The 16,613-nt window shown below is 64.8% G+C and carries 14 protein-coding genes and 1 tRNA gene; 4 read left to right on the top strand and 11 right to left on the bottom strand.

Features of this window, described 5'->3' with window-relative positions; all coding sequences use genetic code 11:
- The first annotated feature begins 58 nt into the window (after positions 1-58).
- Both WDJ57_RS18170 and WDJ57_RS18165 read left to right on the top strand, forming a co-directional pair.
- Complete coding sequence (locus WDJ57_RS18170) at positions 59-361, top strand: HalOD1 output domain-containing protein (RefSeq protein WP_338902359.1); 303 nt, start codon at positions 59-61, stop codon at positions 359-361.
- 267 nt (positions 362-628) lie between these two features.
- Positions 629-1,060 (top strand): universal stress protein, encoded by a 432-nt coding sequence (locus WDJ57_RS18165; protein WP_338902358.1) that lies wholly within the window; start codon positions 629-631, stop codon positions 1,058-1,060.
- 488 nt (positions 1,061-1,548) lie between these two features.
- Here the strand turns inward: WDJ57_RS18165 and WDJ57_RS18160 are convergent, their stop codons facing one another.
- From WDJ57_RS18160 to WDJ57_RS18150, 3 genes are all read right to left on the bottom strand, one after another.
- A complete protein-coding gene (locus tag WDJ57_RS18160; RefSeq protein WP_338902357.1) occupies positions 1,549-2,067 on the bottom strand; it encodes a DUF2267 domain-containing protein in 519 nt (172 codons plus the stop codon).
- A 276-nt stretch (positions 2,068-2,343) separates the two neighbouring features.
- Positions 2,344-2,418, bottom strand: a tRNA-Thr gene (locus WDJ57_RS18155).
- A 115-nt stretch (positions 2,419-2,533) separates the two neighbouring features.
- Complete coding sequence (locus WDJ57_RS18150; protein WP_338902356.1) at positions 2,534-3,526, bottom strand: class I SAM-dependent methyltransferase; 993 nt, start codon at positions 3,524-3,526, stop codon at positions 2,534-2,536.
- Between the two features lie 83 nt (positions 3,527-3,609).
- On the opposite strand from WDJ57_RS18150, the gene dph5 reads away from it, so the two are divergent.
- On the top strand, positions 3,610-4,377 hold the full coding sequence (dph5, locus tag WDJ57_RS18145; RefSeq protein WP_338902355.1) for a diphthine synthase: 768 nt from the start codon (positions 3,610-3,612) through the stop codon (positions 4,375-4,377).
- Between the two features lie 4 nt (positions 4,378-4,381).
- Here dph5 and artA read toward each other — a convergent pair whose 3' ends face one another.
- The 7 genes from artA to WDJ57_RS18110 form a co-directional block, all read right to left on the bottom strand.
- Entirely contained in the window at positions 4,382-5,380 is a 999-nt protein-coding gene (artA, locus tag WDJ57_RS18140) for an archaeosortase A (RefSeq protein WP_338902354.1), read from the bottom strand.
- A gap of 137 nt (positions 5,381-5,517) precedes the next feature.
- On the bottom strand, positions 5,518-8,232 hold the full coding sequence (locus tag WDJ57_RS18135; protein WP_338902353.1) for a DUF7282 domain-containing protein: 2,715 nt from the start codon (positions 8,230-8,232) through the stop codon (positions 5,518-5,520).
- A gap of 427 nt (positions 8,233-8,659) precedes the next feature.
- On the bottom strand, positions 8,660-9,412 hold the full coding sequence (locus WDJ57_RS18130; protein WP_338902352.1) for a VOC family protein: 753 nt from the start codon (positions 9,410-9,412) through the stop codon (positions 8,660-8,662).
- Positions 9,413-9,459: 47 nt separating this feature from the next.
- Positions 9,460-9,903, bottom strand: coding sequence for a TIGR04206 family protein (locus tag WDJ57_RS18125; RefSeq protein ID WP_338902351.1), 444 nt, complete (start codon positions 9,901-9,903; stop codon positions 9,460-9,462).
- Between the two features lie 38 nt (positions 9,904-9,941).
- Complete coding sequence (locus WDJ57_RS18120; protein WP_338902350.1) at positions 9,942-11,054, bottom strand: OBG GTPase family GTP-binding protein; 1,113 nt, start codon at positions 11,052-11,054, stop codon at positions 9,942-9,944.
- Positions 11,055-11,124: 70 nt separating this feature from the next.
- Positions 11,125-11,775, bottom strand: coding sequence for a potassium channel family protein (locus WDJ57_RS18115; protein WP_338902349.1), 651 nt, complete (start codon positions 11,773-11,775; stop codon positions 11,125-11,127).
- Positions 11,776-11,778: 3 nt separating this feature from the next.
- Positions 11,779-13,251, bottom strand: coding sequence for an APC family permease (locus tag WDJ57_RS18110; RefSeq protein ID WP_338902347.1), 1,473 nt, complete (start codon positions 13,249-13,251; stop codon positions 11,779-11,781).
- Positions 13,252-13,412: 161 nt separating this feature from the next.
- Here WDJ57_RS18110 and WDJ57_RS18105 point away from each other — a divergent pair, with 161 nt between their 5' ends.
- Positions 13,413-14,726 carry a PQQ-dependent sugar dehydrogenase gene (locus tag WDJ57_RS18105; protein ID WP_338902346.1) on the top strand — a complete coding sequence of 438 codons (1,314 nt, stop codon included), beginning with the start codon at positions 13,413-13,415 and terminating at the stop codon, positions 14,724-14,726.
- 6 nt (positions 14,727-14,732) lie between these two features.
- Here WDJ57_RS18105 and WDJ57_RS18100 read toward each other — a convergent pair whose 3' ends face one another.
- Positions 14,733-16,544 (bottom strand): PAS domain-containing protein, encoded by a 1,812-nt coding sequence (locus tag WDJ57_RS18100; RefSeq protein WP_338902345.1) that lies wholly within the window; start codon positions 16,542-16,544, stop codon positions 14,733-14,735.
- Between the last annotated feature and the right edge of the window lie 69 nt (positions 16,545-16,613).

The following is a 16,613-nucleotide window of genomic DNA, read 5'->3' as shown; positions in this document are numbered from 1 at the left end:
GCTGGCTGTGCATCCAGATACTACGCCTATCTTTCGGAAGCGCGTTTGCCCGACCACCGTGACAGACCTCACAATTGATACAGCGCCGACAGAGGAACCCTCGAACCGACCGTTGAGCGAACGGGTCGTCGACGCTGTAGCCGAAGCAGAAGGTGTCGACCCGGTAGCTCTCGAACCGATCTACGCGGCTATCGAACCCGATGCACTCGACTCGTTATTCGCGCCGCAACTTGCGATGGACGAAGTCCCTGATGCGTCGGCAGAAGTCCGCTTCAGATACCACGGCTACCGGGTCAGAGTCACCGCGACGGGGAAGGTTACCCTGGATAGCGGCCACGAAACGTCTTCGAAGACTCAGTGAACGAATCCTGGACGGATGAAGTGAGAGACCCTACGAGCCAGACACTTGTGAACTGTTTTACACCTAAGGTCGCCTGGCAGCCCCCGAGTCGCTGGTATGCGCTGCCACAGCCAATGGGACTGTACTTTGGAGTTACACTCAGGTGGGCCGGCCAAAGACAGAGACAGTGCGCTGACTCTGTAACCTGCAACGATAGTGGGCAACGCAAGTCTGTTAGAGAGTGACCTGCCTGTAGACTTTTCTACGTTCGTCGTTTGAAAGGCAGTAATGACACGGCAAATCCTCGTCCCTGTGGACGGCTCGCCAAAGTCTCTGGAGGGGCTTGAGTACGCGGTGACGACGTACTCCGAGGCCGAGATTACAGTCCTTTCTGTCATGACGCCACACGACGCGTGGAACGACGGTGACGGCTCCCCCGCGCAAGACCAGTTCGAATCGTGGTACACCGATGCTCGGGACGAGACCGACGACGTGCTGGACGACGCTCGTGAACTGGCTTCCAGTCATGGTACGGAGATAACCACTGCGGTCGATACGGGCGAACCGTGGCGGGCTATCGTCGACTACGCCGAGGGGAACGACATCGATCACATAATCATGGGGAGCCACGGTCGGGACGACGAATCACCCCTTCCCCTGGGGAGTGTCGCCGAGACGGTTATGCGGCGTTCACCTGTCCTCGTCTCCGTTGTTCGGTAGAGTGAGCCAGTCGGCCTTCGCCTGACCCGGGTTTACGGTCCCACACGAGCGGAACTGGTGAGGTCCGAACGAGTGCCCCACTGACGCCGCCCATCATGTACCGGCCGAAATTGACGATGAGAGCGCTGTCGGGCTGATTGCCGTACTCGACACTCGTTGCAGACGGCTCCCCCTGAATCCCCTCCGGAGCAACAGAGATTCCGCGGTCTGTCGCGCGCTGTGCTGTCCGTCTACGATCTGTTCTCCGTCCCGCTCTATCTGTTCTCCGTCCCGCTCTATCTGTTCTCCGTCCCGCTCTAGAACGTCGACAACCTCTCTTTGCATCCGGGTCCGGCTGTCGCATCCGGTATCAGCGACGGTGAGGATATGACTCTCGGTCTCGTGTCCGGAGGTGAACCGGAATGCGTAATCGAGGACGGATTCGGCTGGTTCGCTTCCGGCCGTCGGGGAGAGAAGCCGGTCATGCTGGTTGTGACAAACGGACGTGGCTACTCGCCGTCGGAGGAATTTGACGAACTCCCGCTCTCTCCGCTGGACTCGCTGTTACTTTCATCGGCTGACTGTGGCCCGCCGCCAGTTTGTGCCTCCTGTGCGTCTCCCCATCCCCCAGCATCGACTACGGCGAAGAGCTTGCCCCAGTTCTCTTCGTCTTCGCTCTCCGGGAGTTGGTCGCGGAGCTGTTGCAGGTCGGAGGGAGGGACGAGCGTACTCACGAGATCGATGATGACCTGGGCGTGATAGGCTGCCTCCGACTTGTCGGCTCCCTCTATATCGCTCACACGCGAGACGAACTCCTTCCAGTCGAATCGCTGGCCGTGCGCGTGGACAGCCCCAGTGAGGTACCACTTGACCTCCAGCGGAAGTGAGGCGGCGAGATCCTCGGCGTTCCCCTCTGGAATTCGCTGGCCTAAGGTCATCAGGGTCGCCCGAACCGCCCGAACCGTTTCGCCGGTTCCCGGGAGTTCGAGACGGTGCTGTATCTCTCCGGTGAACTCATCGAAGTTCATTGGTCTCCATGTACAAGTATGAGACTTGTTCACATAACACCCCGCCCCTCGAAAGCACGTCGCCATACGACGAGGGGAGTAGACCGCCAATCTCGCTCAGGATGTATGGCCGTGACAGGGCGTCCATGCGTAGGTCACTCAATCAGATGTATCCGGCAAAGTAGGGTGGTGAGACCTATTCAAATGTCTCGCCGAGAGAGGTCTCTAAGGCGAATATAGCAGTGTAAGCGTCTCCAAGAGGAGAATAAGGTCATTCGGGAGACGTAGTCGACCGGAAGCCGGTGGAGGGATTTGAACCCTCGGCCTATTCCTTACGAAGGAATCGCTCTAGCCAGTCTGAGCTACACCGGCACACTCGTTTCACTCCTGCACCGAGACTCGCAATCTCCGCGGGATTGCTCACCACCGGCGCACGTCTTCGCTCGCATCACTACGTTGTGCCGATAACCGCTATAAGAATTGCGAATCAGACCCGGTCCAGTCGCACGTCGAGCACCACGTTCAGTTCGTGCGGGGCGTACGACCGGACGGTGTGTCGCGTCTCGACGGTCACCTCGTAGTCGGGTTCGGCCGCCGCGCGAATCGCGGCCTCCCCCGGTCCGTACGGGTCGTCCTCGTGCTGGATGTCGTAGTAGTGCAGCACGCAGGAGTCACCGGCCAGCGTGAGCGCGCTCGCCAGGAACTCGTCCGCGGAGTGTGGGAGGTTCATGACGATTCGATCCGCCCAGTCCGCCCAGTCCGCGGCAACCTCGCGAACGTCGCCGTGGATAGCTGTCACGTGGTCGGCAACGCCGTTGCGACGCGCGTTCTCGCGCAGGTACTCGATTGCCGTCCCGTTGATGTCGACGCCGACCGCCGTCGCGCCCCGCCTGGCCGCGGGCACGACGGAGGGGCCGACGCCGGCGAACATGTCGAAGACGTGCTCGCCGGCCCCCACCTGCTCGACGACGCGGTGGCGCTCGGTCGCCAGCCGCGGCGAGAAGTACACCTCGGCGAGGTCGACCGCGAACTCACAGCCGTACTCGCGGTGGACCGTCTCCGTCGCGTCCGGCCCCTCGCCGACGAGCACCTCCCAGTCGCGGACGCGCTCGGTCCCCCGTATCTTCGAGGCGCGGTTGAGTACCGTCCGCGCGGGCAGTGCAGACTCGGCGATGGCATCTGCGAGCGCGCGGGCACGTTCGGTGTCGTCCTCGTCGACGACGACCACGTCACCGATGCGCTCGTAGGAGGGTGCAAAGTCCACCAGTTCGGCGGGCATCGTCTGCCGGTCGCGCTGCGGGAGGTCCCGGGTGCGGACGTCGTACTCGTCGGGGACAGCCCTCGGGTCGGTCACCGGGATGTACAGGTATCCCTCCTCGACGGCGATTTCGTGCGCGTCGTCGACGATATCTCGTTCTGCGAGACGCGCCCGGACGGCCTCGCCGTCCTCGCGCGCGACACGAACACACGGTACCGACATACTCGCTTCTGTGCGACCGGCGGCGGTAAGCCTGACGTTCGGTCTTTCGCGGCGTTTATGCAGACGACTGCGGAAGTGGTGGTATGCTCACCTTCGTCGGCCTCGGCCTCTACGACGAGCGGTCGGTCACGCTCCGCGGTCGGGACGCCATCCGGGCCGCAGACAGCGTCTTCGCCGAGTTCTACACCAGCTACCTCGCCGGCACCACCGTCGAGAACGTGGAACGCGCACACGACGTCGACATCGAGATCCGCGACCGGACGGGCGTCGAACAGGACCCGGAGCCGATTCTCCGAGCGGGGGAGACCGGCGATGCCGTCTTCCTGACCGCGGGGGACCCGATGATATCGACGACGCACGTCGACCTGCGACTCCGGGCCGCCGACCGCGGCATCGACACCCGCGTCGTCCACGGCACGACCGCACAGACCGCTGCCAGCTCACTCACTGGCCTCCAGAACTACCGGTTCGGGAAGGCGACAACGCTGCCCTTCGAACGGTCCCACGGCGGCGAGGGCGTCCCCGACAGCGTGCTGGCGACCATCGACGAGAACACCGAGCGCGACCTGCACACGCTCGTCTACCTGGACATCGACCGCGAGAACGAGGACTACATGACCGCCGACCACGCCGCCCGATTGCTCGGCGATGCGGGCCTCGAACGGGTCGGCGTCGTCGTCGGACAGGCCGGCAGTGATGATCCGACCGTCGTCGCGGACCGACTGGGTGCACTCGCCGATGGCTCCTTCGGGCCGCCGCTGCACCTGCTCGTGCTCCCCGGCGAGTGCCACCCGCTGGAACGCGACGCGCTCGTCTCGCTGGCCGGGGCACCGCCGGGCAGTCTCTCCTAACCCGCTAGCTCGGCTGGCTGGACTCACCGTCAGGGTGATCGATACCGAGCGCGTCCTGCAGGTCGTACTCCTTCCCCGTGAGGACGTAGACCAGGTCCTCGATGACCGTCAGGACCTCGGGGAGTTCCCGGACGACCAGCCACGTGATGACCACCAGCGCGACGACGGACATGCTCTGTGCGAGGATGCGGTCGGAGACGATGTAGGACACCTGCCACTGCTCCTCTAACGAGAACAGTCCCATGACGACGTCCGGGAAGACGTTGGTCATCTGCTTGCCGAACGTCACCCCGATGAAGACGTTCCGGACCAGATTCAGGACGTAGATGACTGGAATCGAGACGGCGAAGGCGCGGAGTTTGCGGTCCATTGGTGCCCGGACGGCCGCGATGAGCCCGACAAAAATCGCCATGCTGCCGATACCCGTGCACGCGATTGCGATGGTGTAGGTGACGATGGACTGCTCTATCCAGGGGACCGAGGTCGCGTCGAAGACGAACGTGCTCTCGTAGGGGTATGTCTTGCCCGTAATCGAGTAGACGGTGCCGTCCGGCCCGACGGTCTCCATCCCCGTCGCGATGCCCGGGTCGAAGCCGACGAGGTTTATCAGAACCGCGGTCTGGTCGGTGACCATCTCGATGAGCGTCTGTCGCAACACCGGAACGGTGACGAAGGGCACGTAGACCAGCCCCATGACCGCGACGGCACGGGAGAACGTGAACAGCGAGTCGCGGCCGCGCCAGAGCAACACGGCGACGTACAGCGACAGCGGCACCGCGACGATGCTGCCGATACCCTCGACGAAGCTCTTCTTGTCGATGATGAAATGCGGGATGAGCGTGAACCAGAACAGCCCGAACAGCCCCCACGCGACGACCATCACCGGCCGCGCCCGGTCGCGGTCGTACCACTCCGCAATCGTCCCCAGCAGAAAGAGCGAGATCGCGGCCCAGCCGAGTGGCGTGGAGAAGTTCCCGAGTGTCGACACGAGCTGGTCGAGCATCTGTCCCGAGTAGGACGATGACCGCTATATGTCTTGTCGTTAGTGACGTCCGGAGCGCTGTCGCTGTGTGGTGTAGCGTCCGAAAGAAAGTGCGAGTGTCGAAGGGCCGGACGTGAATCCGGTGGTTAGTAGCTCACTTACTCGTTGCGGCGGGCTGCCAGCAGTGCCGCGGCGAGCAGGGCGAGCACGGAGACGATGACGCCGAAGCCGGGACCGTCCTGACCGGGCGTGGACGTTGCGGTGCCCTCGTCAGTTTCGGTCGCGGTTTCGGTTTCGGTTGCCGTTTCGGTTGCCGTCTCAGTTGCCGTTTCGGTTGCCGTCTCAGTCGGCGTGGCGGTTGCCGTCGGGTCGTCGCCGGGCGTCGCCGTTGCGGTTGCGCCGCCGCCGAGGCCGCTGATCTGGGCGGCCGAGACGACAGCGTCACCAGCGTCGTCAGTGTACGGCCCGTCCGCACCGGGGAAGTCGTACACCTGGTTGTTGTTGGTGTCCTGGTGGGCCATGGCGATCAGCTCCTGGTTCTCGCTGATCGGCTGGTCCAGAACGATTGCGACGCGGTTGTCGGTGTTGGCTTCGAGGTAGCCGGAGTGACCGATGACGTCGCCTGCAGTGCCATCTTCGGACAGGTGGATCGCAACGAAGCCACCGGCCGAGAAGTTGGCGTTGGCGACAACGACCGTGTCACCAGTCGAGGACTGGTCGTTGAAGGTCAGGTCGTTGACCGTCGGCTCACCAGCAATAGTTCCGTCCTCGGTTGTCGAAGCGTCGTTGGCTGCGGCAAGGAGCGTGAAGCCGGTGCCAGTGTTGGCCTCCTCGCTGGAGAAGTTGAGGGTGGTACTCCACGTACCGTCCTCGGTCACTTCGGCTTCCGTGTCTCCCGGGATGATGTACGGGCTGACAGCATCGTCGTTCGAGCTGGCCTCAACGGAGACGTTGGTACCAGTCGCGAACGTCGACGTGCCAGTCACCGTCTGATCCGCAGCAGCACCAACTTCGATGGGGGTGTCGATAGTGACCTCACCCGCAACGAACGAGGCACTCGCGGATGCAGTCTCGTTCGAGAACTCGCCGTCCTCGGGCGCAACGAGACCGTAGTCGAATTCACCATTCTGGTCCGCTTCCAGTGTGAACTGGAAGTCGAACTCATCGCCATCGGAGAGTCCAGCGGCGCTCGTGTCGACCACGAGGTAGTGCGTCCCGTCGTCGAAGTCGGGGATGAGCGTCGTGTTATCAGGACCGAGCTTGAACTCGTCGGGTGCCGTGTTCCGACCAGGGTTCAGTTCCGTCGCGGTGACGCTGATGTTCTCCGCGCCGAAGAACTGATCGGCCGGGTCAGTTTCAGGCTGCGAGGCGACGTAGCCTTCGAGGCCACTCGATTCGAGCTGCAGGATGAACTCGTCGTTGCCGTTAGTCACGGCTGCCGACGAGTCCTGCGTAATGACTCCGGCCTGCACGGCGGCCAGCACGTCGCTGGCGTTTTCGAGGTCAGCTGCTGCGCCATCGGGCGCGGTCCACGTCCGCAGTGCGGTCGTGTCGCGCTGGGTGACACTGATGCGGGCACGGCTGGTCCGGTCCGCATCGGTGAAGTTGCTGTTAGACGTCTCTTCACCGTTGACCAGTTCCAGGTCGTAGCGACCGTTCTGGATGACGCTGGCAGAGTTACCACCGAGCGCACTGTTAGTGACGTTGACATTAACGGGAGTGTCATCGCCAGCAACACTGAACTCGTTGGTAGAACCTGCTAGGAACGTATTCCACTCGATCGTGATTTCACCGTCTTCGTCGGCGTCGGTCGCCGTGACGAGAGCGTCGTAACCTGCGTCGGGACTTCCAATCCGCATGGTTGCCGTTTCACCCTCGGCGACGGTGACGTCGATTTCCGCGATGTCACCGCGGGTGACACTGTACGAACGGGTCGTGAACAGAGCGTCAGCCTCGAGCGGCTCATTAACCGTGATAGTATCCGTTTCGGCGGACGCACCCGAGGAGTTGTCTTCCACCTCGATGGTGTAGTCACCAGGATCCTGCGAACTGAACTCGACAGTACCTTCGCCAGAACCGTCGAGCTGGTCACCGATCGTGGCGACGGAATCGCCATCGGAGTCCAGCAGGGTGTAAGTAACGCCGCGGTCACCAGCGTTGGCGCTGGCGGTCGCGCTCAGCGTACTGTCGTTATCGACACTGGCGGAGTCTGCCTCGATGTCCAGAGCCAGGTCGCGTAGCGTGACAGTAGCGTTTACAGGAGCGTTGGTGGTCGTGCTGAAGTTGTAGTCACCGAGGTCGCGGTTCTCGGTGTTGAAGACGAACACCTGGCTACCGGTGCCGGTGCTACCGTCGAAGAAGTAAGTGCCATCAACTTCGTTGACTTCGACGTCAGTGGCGATGCTGCCGTAGTCCACAGCGATCAGTCCGCCGCGGTAGACGTTCTGCTGCGTAACGGACGAAGCGTTTGCATCGACTGTGGTGGGCACAACCCGGACGTCGTAAGTCGAGTTCTCGGTGTTGTCTTCGAAGTTCTTGACCGTCACGTTCTGCGCGTTACGGAAGAAATCGCTCGTGTCAACAACGACCTGTGCGTCACCGGTACCGCTACCGACTATATCGGATGTGACTTCAGTTTCGGTTCCGTCCTCAAAGCCAACATACACTTGACCTGTACTACTAATCGTTTCGTCGAACGCAAGCTCGAGAACGGCGTTATCACTAGTATCCGTATAGTGGGTCGCCTTCTCGACTACCGGATTATTTCCGGCTGCAGCGGTTGTTCCTGTAAGCGCAACAGTACCAGCGAAGACGCTGAATACCATCAGCGCAGCCAGGAACAGGCTGCGAAGTTTGTCTGAATTTCCTGTCATAGTTTGTTATGGTTGTTATCTGCGGCGACAGCAGCTTTCGGCCGGTCTCGTCTGCGCCAACACCGCACCGCCGTCGACAGCGCCGGAGTACTCGCTACTATCACCATGGGCAGGGGTACGGTGTAAGGCTTGTACGCTTGTATTAAATGTTTTGTGGTCGCGTACGAGGGATGACATAGAGCCCCACGTCCACAGACCGGCCTCTCAGCCCGATTTTCCGGAAAATCGCGACGGAGCCGAGAACGTCTGACGAAGAGCTGACAGGCCTATAAATGCTTTGTGTTAGCGGAGGGTTAGTGGCCGGTTGGTTACGCGCCACGCGACCGTCGTTTCGGTAAGCCAGTTCTACCCGACCGAAACGTCCGGTAAGCCGGTCCTAAAGGCCGTCTCTCGGCGGAATGACGTGTCGGAACGGGAAAGCCTTCGCTTACCGCTCGACGACCTCGACCTCGTGGCCGTCGGGGTCCTTCGTGAACGCGTAGTTGTTCCCGCAACTCTCCGGGTCACGGTAGTCCTCGGCCTCGCGGGTCATCAGCGTCTCCCAGCCCTCCTGGAGGTCACTGGTCCGGACGGCCAGGTGGCCCCAGGCGTCGCCCATGTCGTACGTGCGCCCGTCGTAGTTGTACGTGAGTTCGACCGCCATCGCCTCCTCGGCGGCTCCCTCGGGTTTCACGAAGTAGTTGGCGAAGGTGTCCGCCTCCCAGCGGCCGGTGTGTTCGTACTCCAGCTTGCGCGTCCACCAGCCCAGCGACTCGTCGGCGTCTTCCACGCGAATCATCGTGTGGTCGAGGCTCCAGCGGGCCCCGTGGTCGCGCTCGACGATTTCCACCTCGTGGCCGTCGGGGTCCTTGACGAAGGCGTAGCCGGGGTTGTCCTCCGGTCGGCGGTAGTCCTCGACGCCCTCGTCCATCAGTTCGTAGTAGGCGTCGTGGACGTCCTCGACGCGGACGGCGATGTGGCCCCAGGCGTCGCCCATGTCGTACGTGCGCCCGTCGTGGTTGTACGTGAGTTCCAGCAGTGCGCCCTCGTCGTGGACGTCCTCCGGGCCGAGGAAGACGTTGGTGAAGGTGTCGGCCTCCCAGCGGCCCTTCTCCTCGTAGTCGAGGTGCGTGGTGTACCACTCAAGGGACTCGTCGAGGTCTTCGACGCGCATCATCGTGTGGTCGAGTGTCGCGTTCATGCAGGCCGACTATCGGACCGACGGGCGAAAAGCGTGCTGCCATCGAGTCAGCGACTCGCCGGGAGGGCGTTCCTGAGCGTGGGCCAGTCGTACCACCAGACGACGGCCAGGATGAGGACGACGCCGATGGGAACCGCGACGGTGCCAAAGCGCTGGGCGAATCCCAGCGACATCCGGACCTGCGTCAGCGCGACGAGGACGAGCAACAGCGCGGTCACGCGACGGTCCTCGCGGCCGAGGAGGACCCCCGACAGCGCGCTCGCGACGGCGAGCAGGTAGACGCCGACGCCGACGGGCCAGGCCAGCAGGAACTGCGGCAGGCCGAAGGTGTCGACGGTGACGTAGGAGACGACGTCCTCCACGACGAGCGGGCCGAAGGTGACGAAGCCGAAAGGGAAGACGAGCGTGGGCTGTCCACCGGTGTCGACGAACGTCCAGGGGACGACGAAGAGCGCGAGGATGGCGAGCAGTCTGCGGCGCGGGGCGTCCATGCGCTATCGTCGGAGCGACGGGAGGTCAATCCTGCGTCTTACTTCCGGCGGACGATGCGCAGCACGTCCTCGTCGGCGAGTTCGTGGCCCATCCCGACCTGCTGTTCGTCGTGTTTGGCGCTCGGGCCGGTGACGCGGGCGAAGCGAAAGCGCTCCGTGAACTCGCCGCCGAGTTTCTCGCAGGCGTCCTCGACGGTGTCGCCCTCGCGGAGCATGAGCGGTTCCTCGTAGTCGACGCCGCGGCCGGGCTTGTCCATGTAGATACGGATGAGCCCGAGTTCCGCCCAGATGGCCTCCCGCAGCGAGTCCAGGCCCTTCTCCTCCTCGGCGCTGATGAAGATGGCCTCCTCGGGGTCGAGGTTGTGCTCGCGGAGGTCGCCCTCGACGGTGGGCAGGTAGTCCCGTTCGATGAGGTCGACCTTGTTGACCGACACCAGCGACGGGATGTAAACGCGGTTGGCCATCACGCCGTCGATGAGGCGGTCGATGTCCAGCTGTTCGCCGATGGTCACGTCGGCGTTGACGTACCCGCGCTCGCGCAGGACGTCCGTGATGGTCTCCTCGTCGAGGTCGAGGTCGACGCTGGACGTGACGCTGATGCCGTCCTTGTGCTTCTTGCGAATCGAGACGCGCGGGGGCTGCTGGTCGAGGCGGATGCCGTTCTTGTAGAGTTCCTCGTGGAGGCGCTCGTACTGCTGAATCTCGAAGACGGAGAGGACGAAGACGACGAGGTCAGCGGTGCGGACCACGGAGAGAACCTCCTGGCCGCCGCCGCGCCCGCCCGCGGCACCCTCGATGAGGCCGGGCACGTCGAGCATCTGGATGTTCGCGCCGCGGTACTGGAGCATCCCGGGGTTGACGTCCAGCGTCGTGAACTCGTAGGACCCGGTCTCGCTGTCGGCGTTGGTCAGCGCGTTCAAAAGCGTGGACTTGCCGGCGCTGGGGAAGCCGACGAGCGCGACGGTGGCGTCGCCGTGTTTCTCGACGGCGTAGCCCTGGCCGCCGCCCGAGGAGGACTGCTTTTTCTCCAGTTCCTCCTTCTTCTCGGCGAGTTTGGCCTTCAGGCGACCGATGTGGGCCTCCGTCGACTTGTTGTAGGGCGTCTCCGCGATTTCTTCTTCGAGTTCCCGGATGTCCTCTTCGAGCCCCATTATCCCTCTCTCGGCCCCCCGGACCCATTAGGGCTTTCGTCCACGGACGGAGTGGCAGTCGTGCGCACGCTCACCCACGCATCAGGTTCATGACCTCGTCGGCCACGTCGGGTTCGACGGCGACGACGTAGGTCTGCCCGGGTTCCAGCACCGTCTCCGGGCCGGCCATGCGGTCGCCCGCCGCGTCGGAGATAATGAGGCTTCCGCGCGGGAGCGCGATATCGGAGAGCGTGCGCCCGGCGACCGGCGCGTCCTCGCGGACGCGAATCTGCATGATGTCGAGTTCGCCGGTCACGTCCTCCAGAGAACTCACGTCGGGTTCGATGGCGTTCGCCGCCGCGCGTGCGCCTGCGCGTTCCGGGTACACCACAGCATCGACGAACTGCTCGAACTCCTGTTCGGGTTCGGTCTCGGTGCGGACGACCGTCTGGATGCCGTCGGTCATCTGGTGGGCCATCATGCAGACCGCCAGGTTCGTCCCCGTGGTCCGGGTCAGACCGGCGACCACGTCCGCCCGCTCCAGGTCGGTCTGGGCGAGGACGGTCGGTCGCGTCGCGTCGCCCTTGAAGACAGTGGCGACGTACTCGTCGCTTATCTGGTCGGCCCGCTCCGGGTCCGGTTCGATGATGACGACGTCGTGGCCGCGGTCGTCGAGCAGTTCCGCCGTCCGGTACCCCACCCGGCCGCCGCCAGCGATGACGACCCGAAAGGTCCCTGTCATGGGTCAATCATCAACCTCCTGTGAAATAGTAGTGTCCGTCTCGGCACTGTCCGGGGCCTCCTGGCCCGTCACCACCTGCAACCCGTAGTACGCGACCACGCCCGCCACGATCCAGCCCGCCGACAGGAGGAGCGCCAGCGGGTCCTCCTGAATGAGGAAGAAGATGAGCACCACCGTCAGCACACCGTTCAACACGATGCCGAGCACGGCGGGAATCGGGTAGTACGGCATCTTGTACGGCCGGTTCATGTCCGGGCGCTCCCGGCGGAGTTTGATGACCGCGCCGTTGACGATGATGAAGGACAGCAGGAAGAACAGGCTCGACATGTTGCCGGCGCTCTGGGTCGGCAGGACCACCGACGCCAGCATCACGACGGCGCTCGCCAGAATCGCGACAAAGGGCGTCCCGTAGCGGTGGTGGATGTTGCCAAAGCGCGGGAGCAGTTGCCCCTCCCGCCCCATCGAGAAGGCCACCCGCGAGGACGCGATGACGACGGCGTTCAGTGCCGTCAGCGTCGAGAAGACGGCCCCGAAGACGATGAGCGCGCCGCCGTTCTGGATGATGGGCAGCCCCGTCGGCATGAAGGAGGTGGCCGCGGCGGCGATGCCCGCTTCGCCCGCGTCGGCGAGTCCGGGCGCGCCGAGGGTGCCGATGGCGACGGTGACCACCAGCAGGTAGACGACGACGGTGGCGGCGAGGCTGATGAAGATTGCCTTCGGGATGTTCTCGCGGGGGTTCTCCACCTCCTCGGTGACCGTGGTGATGAGGTCGTACCCCTCGAAGGCGATGAAGGTCAGCCCCATCGCCGAGAGGATGGCGAAGGCACCGTTGCCCTCGGCGAACAGCGGGTCGAACTGCTGGAGGGTGAAACTCGTCTCCCCGCCGCCGCCGGCCGAGAGGAAGCCGAAGGCGACGAAGACCAGCAGGATGATGACCTTCGTCGCGGTGAAGATGGTCTCGGCGCTCCCGCTGGCGGCCGTCGACACGGCGTTGAGCACGACCAGCAGCGCGACGGCGACGAGCGCGAGGCCGACCGTCGCCGGGATGTCCAGCGGCAGGAGCGGCACGGCGACTGCGCCGACCTGGTCCGGCGGTGGGACGAACTCGTAGACGTGCAGCAGTTCCAGGAAGTTCGGGGCGAACCCGAGCGCGTACAGCGCGCCCGCGATCATGTACGCGAACCAGAGCATCCACCCCATGATGAACGACGGCAGGTCGGCGAAGATCTCCCGGACGAAGGCGTAGCCCCCGCCGGACTTCGGTATCGCAGAGGCGAGTTCGGCGTACGAGAGCCCGGTGAAGGCCGTGACGACGCCGTTGAGCAGAAATACGAGAAGTGCGGCCGGGCCCGCGATTTCGGCCGCGAGGCCCGTCAGCACGAAGATCCCTGCCCCTATCATCGCCCCCATACCTATCATCGTCGCGTCGAGCAACCCGAGCTCTGCGGCCGGTGCACGCTCGCCACTGCTACTCATTGCTCAGCAATGTTGTAGCAAGCCTGATAGTTGTTCGGGTCGTTCAGCGGTTCGGTGACGGCTAATTGCCGACGACGAGGAGTTGCGAGAGCGCGGGCGCGACCGCGACAGCCCCGTCGACTCGCCGTGTGCTTTTGTCGATGTGGCCCGATAGAACCCGTATGGACCGCCGCCACTTCCTCCGTGCGACTGGCGCGCTGGCCGCCGGGTTCGCCGGCTGTACTGCCTCGCAGTCGACCGGGCAGCCGACAGCCGACGCGACGCCGACCGAAACCGTCTCCGACCTGCCGGAGGCGATCGGGCTGGAGACGCTCGCCAGCGGCCTGCGCGCGCCCCTCGACATCGCGTTCGCGCCGGACGCGGACCGCCGCTACGTCGCCGAACAGCAGGGTGTCGTCAGCGTCCACGAGGCCGACGGACTCCGGTCGGAACCGCTGCTCGACCTCCGCGACCAGGTCACCGCCGGCGGGGAGAAGGGCCTGCTCGGCATCGCCCTGCATCCCGACTTCGCGACCAACCGGCGGCTGTTCGTTCGCTACTCCAGCCCGCCCCGCCAGGGGACGCCGGACAGTTACAGCCACACGTTCGTCCTCTCGGAGTTCCAGGTGTCCCAGGACGGCCGCTCGGTCGTCGACGGCTCCGAGCAGACCGTCCTCGAAATCCCGGAGCCACAGGGCAACCACAACGCCGGCGCCATCGTCTTCGGCGCGGATGGCTACCTCTACATCGGGGTCGGCGACGGCGGCGCGGGCGGCGACCAGGGGCGGGGTCACGTCGACGACTGGTACGACCGCGTCGGCGGCGGCAACGGCCAGGACGTGCAGGCGAACCTGCTGGGGAGCATCCTCCGCATCGACGTCGACGGGAGCGACGGCGACCAGCCCTACGCCATCCCCGACGACAACCCGCTCGTCGACGGGCCGGGCCTGGACGAGTACTACGCCTGGGGCTTTCGGAACCCCTGGCGGCTGGCCGTCGACGGGCAGGACCTCTACGCCGGCGACGTCGGGCAGAACCGCTTCGAGGAGATCGACCGCGTCGTCGCCGGCGGGAACTACGGCTGGAACGTCAAGGAGGGAACCCACTGCTACGGCGCGGACAATTGCCCGGACAGCACGCCCGCGAGCGTCCGTGGCGGGGAACCGCTGCTGGATCCCGTCGTCGAGTACCCACACAGCGGTGCCGCGGTCAGCGGCATCTCGGTCATCGTGGGCAACGTCTACCGCGCCAGTGCGATACCGGGGCTGGACGGACAGTTGGTCTTCGGTGACTACCGGACCGGCGGCGACCTGTTCGTCGCGACGCCGCAGTCGGGCGACGGTCTCTGGCCGACCGCGGCAATCCCCATCGCGGACGGCGACGCCGGGAAGTTGAGTCAACTGCTCTCCTTCGGCCGCCACGAGGGCGAACTCTACGCCCTCGGCATCGGCGACGGTGGCGGCGGCGTCCACCGCCTGGTCGCCCCCGACGGGTGAGGCCCGTCACTCGCGGTCGTCCGCCCGCCGGAAGCGCATCGTGAGCGACGGGTTCTCGCCCGCGGCGTCGACCGTGAACTCGCCGTGGGACTCCTCGACGGCCCAGCGAAGGAGCCACAGTTCGAGGCGCTGGAGGTGCTCCAGGGGCGTCTCGACCTCGTTCGCGACGATTTCGAGGTCGGTGCGCGAGAACGTGTCGCCGCGGTCTGTCACCGTCAGCACCACGGCCGTATCCTCGACGGTGACGTCGATTGCCAGGTGCAGGTCGTCGGCCCGCTCAGTCAGCCCCAGCAGGTCGGTCAGCGCGGGCGTGAGCGTCTCGTGTCCGAGAATGGGTGCCGTCTCGGGCAGCGACAGGTCGACGGCGGCGTCTCGCTTCCCGCCGTCGCTTCCCAGCCCCTCCCTGACGATGGTGACGAGGTCGAGCTGCTCCAGGTCGCGCTCGTCCGCGGCGACGATGGAGTCGAACTTGCGAATCTGCTCGCTGAGCGCGAGCAGTTCGTCCGCTGCCTGACGTATCGACGTGCCCGCCTCCGCCGCCTCGTCGAGAGCGGTGGCGTCCTGCATCTGGGCGGCGTACACCTGGACGATATTCATCTTGTTCCGGAGGTTGTGCCGGAGGACGCGGTTGAGCACGGACAGTTGCTGTTCGCGCTCCTTCTGGTCGGTGATGTCCCGCTGCAGGCCGAGGAAGTGGGTCACGTCGCCGTCCTCGTCCTCGACGGGGACGATGTCGAGCCGGTTCCAGAACGGCGTCCCGTCCTTGCGGTAGTTCAGGATGTCGACCGAGACCGGCGACTTCGCGTCGATAGCGGCGCGGAGTCGCTCGACGGTCGCCTGGTCGGTGTTCTCACCCTGGAGAAACCGGCAGTTGCGTCCCAGTATCTCCGCCATGGGATACCCGGTGATGCGCTGGAAGCCCTGGTTGGCGTAGATGAGCGGGTTGTCCTCCTGGGCGGCGTCGGCGATGGTGATGCCCTGTGCGGCCGCCTCCATGGCCCGGCCGAAGAGGTTGAGCCGCTGTTTGCGCCGGCGCTCGGTTGTCAGGTCCCGCACGAGCAACTGGGTCATGGACTGGCCGTCGTAGATGACGGGGACACCCGCCACCGCGACCGACAGCGACCGGCCGGTCGTCGACTCGAAGGAGAGGTCCACGAACTCCGCGCCGGTGCCCCCGTCGGAGTCGCCGACGCCCGACATGAACTGGCGGAAGTCCGTGACGTCCTCGGGAGCGACGAAGGAGACGAGCCGCTGGCCCTCCAGGTCAGACGGATCGTCGAGGTCCAGAAGCGCCTCCGCGGCCGCGTTGGCGTAGCGGACGCGACCGTCGTCGACGAGGAGGATGGTCTCGGGCGTGAGTTCGACCAGTTTGCGGTACTGCCGCTCGCGCTCGGCGAGGCCGACCGACGACCGGCGCGCGCGAAGCAGATTCTCCAGTCGCCGCCGGAGCAGCGACTTCCCCATCGGGACCGGCAAGACGTCGTCCAGCAGCGCGTCAAGGTCGTCGTCCAGCCGCTGCCGGATATCGTCCGCGACGGTCGCGGGAGCGACGAGGACGTGCGGGAGAAACACCGACCCTGAGCTGTCGTCGTGAGCCAGCAGGTCGGTCTGGAACCGGTCGAGCGCGTCGCGGTCGAGCAGACAGAGGTCGTACTCCGACGGCAGCGGGTCGTCGACGTCCACCGTCTGGACGCTGTACCGGCCGAGCGAGTCGAGCCAGTCGGCGAGCAGGTTCCGGTCCTGGCCGTCCCGCATGGCGAGGAGAACGCGGTCCTCGGGGCCTCGCTTCGGCCCGGACGGAGAGTGCTCGGATACCACTACGTCCGGGGGTATCCACGCCCGACATATAATTCTCTGTCTTCCGGGTCTGTATGACAAACCAATATA

The organism is Salinibaculum sp. SYNS191 (assembly GCF_037338445.1).
GTDB classification, from domain to species: Archaea; Halobacteriota; Halobacteria; order Halobacteriales; family Haloarculaceae; genus Salinibaculum; species Salinibaculum marinum.
This window is presented reverse-complemented; position numbering and strand designations above follow the sequence as displayed.

Excerpts from the sequence above, each read along its gene's own strand:
- WDJ57_RS18165 (WP_338902358.1), top strand. The coding sequence starts at position 629 with ATGACACGGCAAATCCTCGTCCCTGTGGACGGCTCGCCAAAGTCTCTG.
- WDJ57_RS18160 (WP_338902357.1), bottom strand. The coding sequence starts at position 2,067 with ATGAACTTCGATGAGTTCACCGGAGAGATACAGCACCGTCTCGAACTC.
- WDJ57_RS18150 (WP_338902356.1), bottom strand. The coding sequence starts at position 3,526 with ATGTCGGTACCGTGTGTTCGTGTCGCGCGCGAGGACGGCGAGGCCGTC.
- dph5 (WP_338902355.1), top strand. The coding sequence starts at position 3,610 with ATGCTCACCTTCGTCGGCCTCGGCCTCTACGACGAGCGGTCGGTCACG.
- artA (WP_338902354.1), bottom strand. The coding sequence starts at position 5,380 with ATGCTCGACCAGCTCGTGTCGACACTCGGGAACTTCTCCACGCCACTC.
- WDJ57_RS18135 (WP_338902353.1), bottom strand. The coding sequence starts at position 8,232 with ATGACAGGAAATTCAGACAAACTTCGCAGCCTGTTCCTGGCTGCGCTG.
- WDJ57_RS18130 (WP_338902352.1), bottom strand. The coding sequence starts at position 9,412 with ATGAACGCGACACTCGACCACACGATGATGCGCGTCGAAGACCTCGAC.
- WDJ57_RS18125 (WP_338902351.1), bottom strand. The coding sequence starts at position 9,903 with ATGGACGCCCCGCGCCGCAGACTGCTCGCCATCCTCGCGCTCTTCGTC.
- WDJ57_RS18120 (WP_338902350.1), bottom strand. The coding sequence starts at position 11,054 with ATGGGGCTCGAAGAGGACATCCGGGAACTCGAAGAAGAAATCGCGGAG.
- WDJ57_RS18115 (WP_338902349.1), bottom strand. The coding sequence starts at position 11,775 with ATGACAGGGACCTTTCGGGTCGTCATCGCTGGCGGCGGCCGGGTGGGG.
- WDJ57_RS18110 (WP_338902347.1), bottom strand. The coding sequence starts at position 13,251 with ATGAGTAGCAGTGGCGAGCGTGCACCGGCCGCAGAGCTCGGGTTGCTC.
- WDJ57_RS18105 (WP_338902346.1), top strand. The coding sequence starts at position 13,413 with ATGGACCGCCGCCACTTCCTCCGTGCGACTGGCGCGCTGGCCGCCGGG.